Here is a 6,128-nt window from a genome sequence, read left to right on the forward strand (position 1 = left end):
ATATAACATTAGGAAGAAGGCAAACATCATGAAAAACATCAAATTTTATTTCAAAGGCAGTCCTTCAGAAATTCGTTATTTAGAAAAGCAACAGAAAGAAGGATATGTATTAAAAGACATACAAAATAATATCTATACTTTTGAAAAAGATCCTGAAGTCCAAAACACAACACTTCAGGTAACATTTGCAAGAACAAAAGATTTAGAAGAAAGTAGTCAAAATAAAAGTAAAGCTCCTTTCCTCTCCGTATTCGCAAAAAACTCTTTTACTCAAAGTATACTGTGCTTTATAGTTATCTTAAAAATAATGACGACCCTATATACAGTACTATTAGCGATACCAAAAACATCGAACACGAATATCTTAGTTTCTTTAAGCGTATAAACTTTACTTTGGCAATTTTGACAATGATAATTTGTGTTGCCTTATGGTCTTACTACACTGCAATTGGCAAACCATCATCTACTATAAAAATACCAATGCAAATTATGCTCATGATTTTTCTAATCACTTTACTTTTTAGAATTTTAATCAATCGAAGAATTCGTAAATCATGCCCTAAACTTCACGATGAATTATATTTAAGTTACTCTGTTTCCATCAAGGATAACTCAGAAGCGCCTAATATCGATGCGCTTAAATATCTTGGTGCTTGGCGTTACCAAACAGAGAAAGACGGCAAACATTACTATAGCCTTTTAAGCAAAGAGCCAAAAGAAACTATTATATCGGCGATTCAAAAAGAATTGAACATTTCAAATGAGCATATTTATGTATATTCACAATGGGACTTATTCCCTGTCTATATGCATTTCTAGATACTTAGCACCAAGCAAACAGAGATAAACTATCCCTATAATCACAAAATAAATACGCATACTTTCCAAATTGAGAAGGTATGCGTATTTATTTTACTTATCTTTCGATTTGAACCGCTTCATAACGACATTAAATACCAAGACAAACGCTGCCCCGAGTATCAATGGAATGGGCTCAATGATATTGAGTTTATAATTGATCGCAAGTATTATTCCAACAATGATGATGAGTACTATTAATTTTGTTAGATTCATGGTGTCACCTCTTTATTCCTTCATACACAATAACGTCTTTCTTTTTAATATTAAATTAACGACCTCAACTTACACATCCATATTATAATATAAAAATCGCCGTTATCTCCTTCTTAATTGTTAAGGAAATAACGGCGATTGATTATTCATCTGATTTTGAGTTTTTAAAACGATTCTTCACAAAATATATGATTCCAATAATAAGTAAAAGAACTAAGACAATTAATACGATATTTGAGAAAGAATCAAATGTGGCTGAAATTTTCGGCCATGCTTCTCCAGCTTGTTGACCTAAAATCACTAATACTGTATTCCATATTAATGTACCAAGTGTGGTAAGTATAATAAACGATGTTAAAGGCATATTAGTTGTTCCTGCCGGTATAGAAATCAAACTTCTAATAACAGGAATAAAACGCGCAAAGAAAACAATCTTCTTACCGTGATTATCGAACCAGTCATCTGCTTTTTCAATATCACTTGCTTTAAAACGAAGAATTTTTCCAGTTTTACCATTCGCTAATTTCTGTAAACGCTCTGTTGATAATAAACGACCAACAAAATAGAGTACAATTGCTCCGAAGACAGAACCCAACGTTGCCGCAATAATAACACCAACGATATTCATATCAGAATGTAACGTTAAGAAACCGCTAAATGTTAGAATCAACTCTGATGGAATGGGTGGAAAAATGTTTTCTAAAGCGATTAATAAGAATACACCGAGGTAACCAAATTGATCGATAAACTGCTCGACCATTTTCTCCATATTGTTCCTCCTAAGTGGATTTTCAACAAACACCATGGGTTCTCCATTTTATTTGTTTTTAATAACTTATAGTATTCTTTGAGTTAATGCAAGTAATTATACATAGCTATAATACAGTTATCATTTAAAAATTTTAGTGATTCATAAGAAAAGAGCGATGAATCCTAATTAGAATCATCGCTCTTAATATATAATTTATGCTTTTGTTTGAGTGGGTTCAGAGTCAGGTTCATCTAAGATTTCATCTACTTTTTGTTGACTTGTATCTAAGATTAGTCGACTCAGTTCGTCTTTATCCATATTTTTTAGTTTTGGATAACGTACCACGAAGAATGCTAAGCCTAGAACTAACCATACAATCAACGCAATGTATGATGGTGTTGATAATGCGGCTGGTGATCCTGGGATTAAGAGTAATCCTAAGAAAATAAACGCAAAGATTGAACCGACAATCGCAAACGATTTGTAAATCGGTGCGTAAGTATTACTTTCTTTATTAAAACTAAATAATTTTGTTGCTGATAAGCATGTCACGAGATATGCGACAGATACGCCTGTTGAAGACATATCTACAATCCATGTCAATGCGGTACGCCCTAACCAAGGCGCGATTAATGTTAAAGCACCTAAGAATAAGATTGCGACGTACGGCGTCTTAAATCTCGGGTGGATTTTACTGAAAACGCTAGGCATAATACCTGAACGTCCCATTGAGAATAATAAACGACTTGAACTCATTAAGAATCCGTTAAGTCCAGTGAAAATCCCCATAGTAATCGCTACGGCTAAGACAAATAAACCAATATAACCAAACGATTGTTGCGTCACAGCGCCTGTTGCCCATAAGTCACTGTTTTCAGCACCATGGCTGCTTAACCAACCTGTATATAAAATCATTAAAACGTATGTTCCAGCTGCCGCAAGCAAGCTATAAACAATTAATTTAAATGTTTTATTCGGCGCAAAGTCGAATTCTTCCGCAGTTTGTGGAATATTATCAAATCCGACATATGCCCAAGGTGCGACAGCTACAATCATAATAATTGATGTAAACCATCCTTTTTTCTCTTCAGCTAAAGGTTGTAAGTTGCTTAATGAGAAACCACTACCGAAAAATGAACCGAAAAACATTAATAGTACAACTACTACCATTGCGATACAGAAGTAGTACTGCAGACTACCTGAAACTTGTGCACCACGAATAGTAATAAAAGTAAAAAGTAAAAGTAAAGCTGTTGCAATAATAATTTCAGTAATGTATACATCCCATCCAGCGATGGTATAAAGTTTACCGTGTTCAAGCACACCCGGCATCATAAACTTCAAGAGTAAACTAAAGGCGGTGGCATTTAAGGCGACCACGCAGATATAACCAAATGTCAGGAACCATGATGAGAAGAAGCTGACATACCTCCCGAAGCTTAAGTAACTAAACGCAAATGCACCCCCAGATACTGGGAAGTGTTTCACTAATGCACCGTAACTTACGCCAATAATAATCATTAGTAATGCACCAATTGTAATCCCGATTGCTGCTGCGATAGAACCAGATTGACTGATCCAGTCCCCTGGCAAAATAAATGACCCCCAACCTATACATGAACCATAGGCAATAGCCCATACGAATTTCTCAGATAGGTTTTGTTGTAAATCTCCTCGGTCTACTTTTTTATGGTGTTTTTTCTCTATTTTTCCCATAATAAAAATTCACCTCATTCGATACATTATACCCTGTGAGATGAATTTTTGAACCGTTTATTAGTTTATTTTTTTAATTTTAGTGTTTGTACGAGTAAAGTTACCCAAGAAGCGATAAATAACACTCCGCCAATTGGTGTAATTGCCCCTAATGGTTTAATTTGTGTTAATGATAGAGTATATAATGAGCCACTAAAGATAACAATACCGCCAAGCATCATCCAGCCTGCAGCTTTTAAGTTTAATTTAGTTGTACCGCTTAAGATACCAATACCGATTAAACCTAAGCTGTGATACATTTCATATGTTGTTGCTTTATTCCACACATCTAAATAGTGCGGTGATAATTTATCTGCTAATGCATGGGCACCAAACGCACCTGTCGCAACTGATAGTGCTGCACACCCTGCACCGATTGCTACGAACGTTTTCATCGTTTTAAAGTTCATATAAAGTCTCTCCTTTTTAATTAAAAGTCAAAAATAGAATCGCCATTTCCTAATTCGTCATCAGTTACCATTTTATTAGAGTTCCCCGGCGGTGTCGATAAATTCGATGGGTTGTGTTGCGATGATACTTTTCCGCCCATCGCTTTGATTTCTGCTGCTGATACTTGTGAATGTGAACTTGTCGTATGACTTGGAGATGTCACCGAAGGTGCTTGATGATATGTCGTACTTGTTTGTTTTGGTGAACGTGTAGACACATCACTTAAATCACTATCTGTATACAGTGAAGTCAGTGTATGAATCGCATACATATGCTTGCTGAATTCCGCTTCACTCGACGCTTCATCCGCCTGCACTAATTCACGTTCGATCAATGCAATTAACTTCTCTTTATTCATCCATAGCCTCCTCACCACACCAATTAATCGGTGTTTGATGATGTGCTTCTAAATAGGCATTCGCTTGAGAATACGGTTTAGAGCCGAAAAAGCCACGATACGCTGATAACGGACTCGGATGTACTGACTTAATCACATCATGTTTAGACGTATCAATTAACTTCTCTTTTTGTTGTGCGGGTTTACCCCATAAAATAAAGACCACGTGATCACGTTGTTCAGAAACAGTTTTAATAATCTCATCTGTAAAAATTTCCCAACCGATACCACGATGTGAATGGGCTTCACCTTTACGTACTGTTAAGACAGTATTTAATAATAACACGCCTTCTTTAGCCCAATCTTGCAAATGAGATACTGTTCGTTTACAACCAATATCATCCTCTAATTCTTGATACATATTACGTAAAGAAGGTGGAAACTTGCCTTCTGGTTGAACAGAGAATGCTAAGCCGTGCGCTTGTTTAGGTCCATGATATGGGTCTTGGCCTAAGATAACGACCTTCACCTTATCAAAAGGCGTTAAATCAAACGCTTGATATATATTTTCTCTATCAGGATAAACTATTTTTGTCGTATATTCTTTTTCTAAAAAATCATGCATTGCTGTGAAATCATGACGACTTGTTATATCATGAAATACTTCAGACCACTCCATGGTATCACCTCAAAACTATGATAACACAGGATATATCAAAAAGTTCAATCCACCCTTGTAAACATGTTATTATAGAGTAAAAGAAACGTTAGGGAGTGTATGAATATATGGCATTGAAAAAAGTATTAACAATTGCTGGCTCAGATACAAGTGCAGGAGCTGGCATGCAAGCAGATTTAAAAACATTCCAAGAATTAGACACTTATGGAATGGTTGCATTAGCAGCAATCGTGACAATGGACAAAGAAACATGGTCACACGATGTAACACCAATTCCTTTCGACGTATTTAACAAACAATTAGAAACAGCTATCTCTATCGGACCAGACGCTGTTAAAACAGGTATGTTAGGTACTGAAGAAGTCATTAAACGTGCAGGAGAAGCATTCGAAGAGTCAGGTGCGAAATACTTCGTTGTTGACCCTGTTATGGTTTGTAAAGGTGAAGACGAAGTACTCAACCCTGGTAATACAGATGCAATGATTAAATACCTATTACCTAAAGCAACTGTCACAACACCTAACTTATTTGAAGCTGGCCAATTATCTGGATTAGGCACATTAAAATCTATTGATGATATGAAAAAAGCAGCTAAAATCATTTATGATCAAGGTGCACAAAATGTAGTCATCAAAGGTGGTAAAGCATTAGATCAAGAAAAATCTTATGACTTATACTACGATGGCGATAAATTCTATCAATTAACAACAGATATGTTCCAACAAAGTTATAACCATGGTGCAGGTTGTACGTTCGCAGCAGCCACAACTGCTAACTTAGCAAATGGCCAATCACCTAAAGATGCAGTCGTTAACGCAAAAGCATTCGTCGCATCTGCAATTAAAAACGGTTGGAAAATGAACGAATTCGTAGGTCCAGTAGACCACGGTGCATATAACCGCATTGAAAAAATCAATGTAGACGTTCAAGAAGTTTAATATTGATTCATAAGATTGGGGCCGGGACATAATTGTTCTGGAACCTAATAAAAAGGACGATTTTCACATATAAAAATGAAAATCGTTCCTTTTTTATTTTGTCCAAGAAATTTTCAGCTCGTAGAGCTGCTAATTTCCTAATAT

8 protein-coding genes are annotated in these 6,128 nt (G+C 35.7%); 3 read left to right on the forward strand and 5 right to left on the reverse strand.

Annotation, left to right across the window (positions count from 1 at the left end; genetic code table 11):
• Positions 1-28: 28 nt before the first annotated feature.
• Together BU038_RS11510 and BU038_RS11515 are read left to right on the forward strand one after the other, a co-directional pair.
• A complete protein-coding gene (locus BU038_RS11510) occupies positions 29-385 on the forward strand; it encodes a DUF2812 domain-containing protein (RefSeq protein WP_142402602.1) in 357 nt (118 codons plus the stop codon).
• An 8-nt stretch (positions 386-393) separates the two neighbouring features.
• Complete coding sequence (locus BU038_RS11515; protein WP_158262798.1) at positions 394-819, forward strand: hypothetical protein; 426 nt, start codon at positions 394-396, stop codon at positions 817-819.
• A 397-nt stretch (positions 820-1,216) separates the two neighbouring features.
• Here the strand turns inward: BU038_RS11515 and BU038_RS11520 are convergent, their stop codons facing one another.
• The 5 genes from BU038_RS11520 to BU038_RS11540 form a co-directional block, all read right to left on the reverse strand.
• Positions 1,217-1,843, reverse strand: coding sequence for a DedA family protein (locus BU038_RS11520; protein ID WP_107606135.1), 627 nt, complete (start codon positions 1,841-1,843; stop codon positions 1,217-1,219).
• Positions 1,844-2,038: 195 nt separating this feature from the next.
• Positions 2,039-3,541: an APC family permease gene (locus BU038_RS11525; RefSeq protein ID WP_428843602.1), complete on the reverse strand. Its 1,503-nt coding sequence runs from the start codon at positions 3,539-3,541 to the stop codon at positions 2,039-2,041.
• A gap of 65 nt (positions 3,542-3,606) precedes the next feature.
• Complete coding sequence (locus tag BU038_RS11530) at positions 3,607-3,990, reverse strand: DUF423 domain-containing protein (RefSeq protein ID WP_002481372.1); 384 nt, start codon at positions 3,988-3,990, stop codon at positions 3,607-3,609.
• A 20-nt stretch (positions 3,991-4,010) separates the two neighbouring features.
• On the reverse strand, positions 4,011-4,388 hold the full coding sequence (locus BU038_RS11535; protein ID WP_107606136.1) for a DUF5327 family protein: 378 nt from the start codon (positions 4,386-4,388) through the stop codon (positions 4,011-4,013).
• Entirely contained in the window at positions 4,381-5,046 is a 666-nt protein-coding gene (locus BU038_RS11540; RefSeq protein ID WP_107606137.1) for a uracil-DNA glycosylase, read from the reverse strand. The genes BU038_RS11535 and BU038_RS11540 overlap by 8 nt, the downstream gene beginning before the upstream one ends.
• Positions 5,047-5,153: 107 nt before the next feature.
• On the opposite strand from BU038_RS11540, the gene thiD reads away from it, so the two are divergent.
• Positions 5,154-5,984 (forward strand): bifunctional hydroxymethylpyrimidine kinase/phosphomethylpyrimidine kinase, encoded by an 831-nt coding sequence (gene thiD, locus BU038_RS11545; protein WP_107606138.1) that lies wholly within the window; start codon positions 5,154-5,156, stop codon positions 5,982-5,984.
• Positions 5,985-6,128 lie beyond the last annotated feature (144 nt).

It is taken from the genome of Staphylococcus simulans, from assembly GCF_003043455.1.
GTDB classification, from domain to species: Bacteria; Bacillota; Bacilli; order Staphylococcales; family Staphylococcaceae; genus Staphylococcus; species Staphylococcus simulans_A.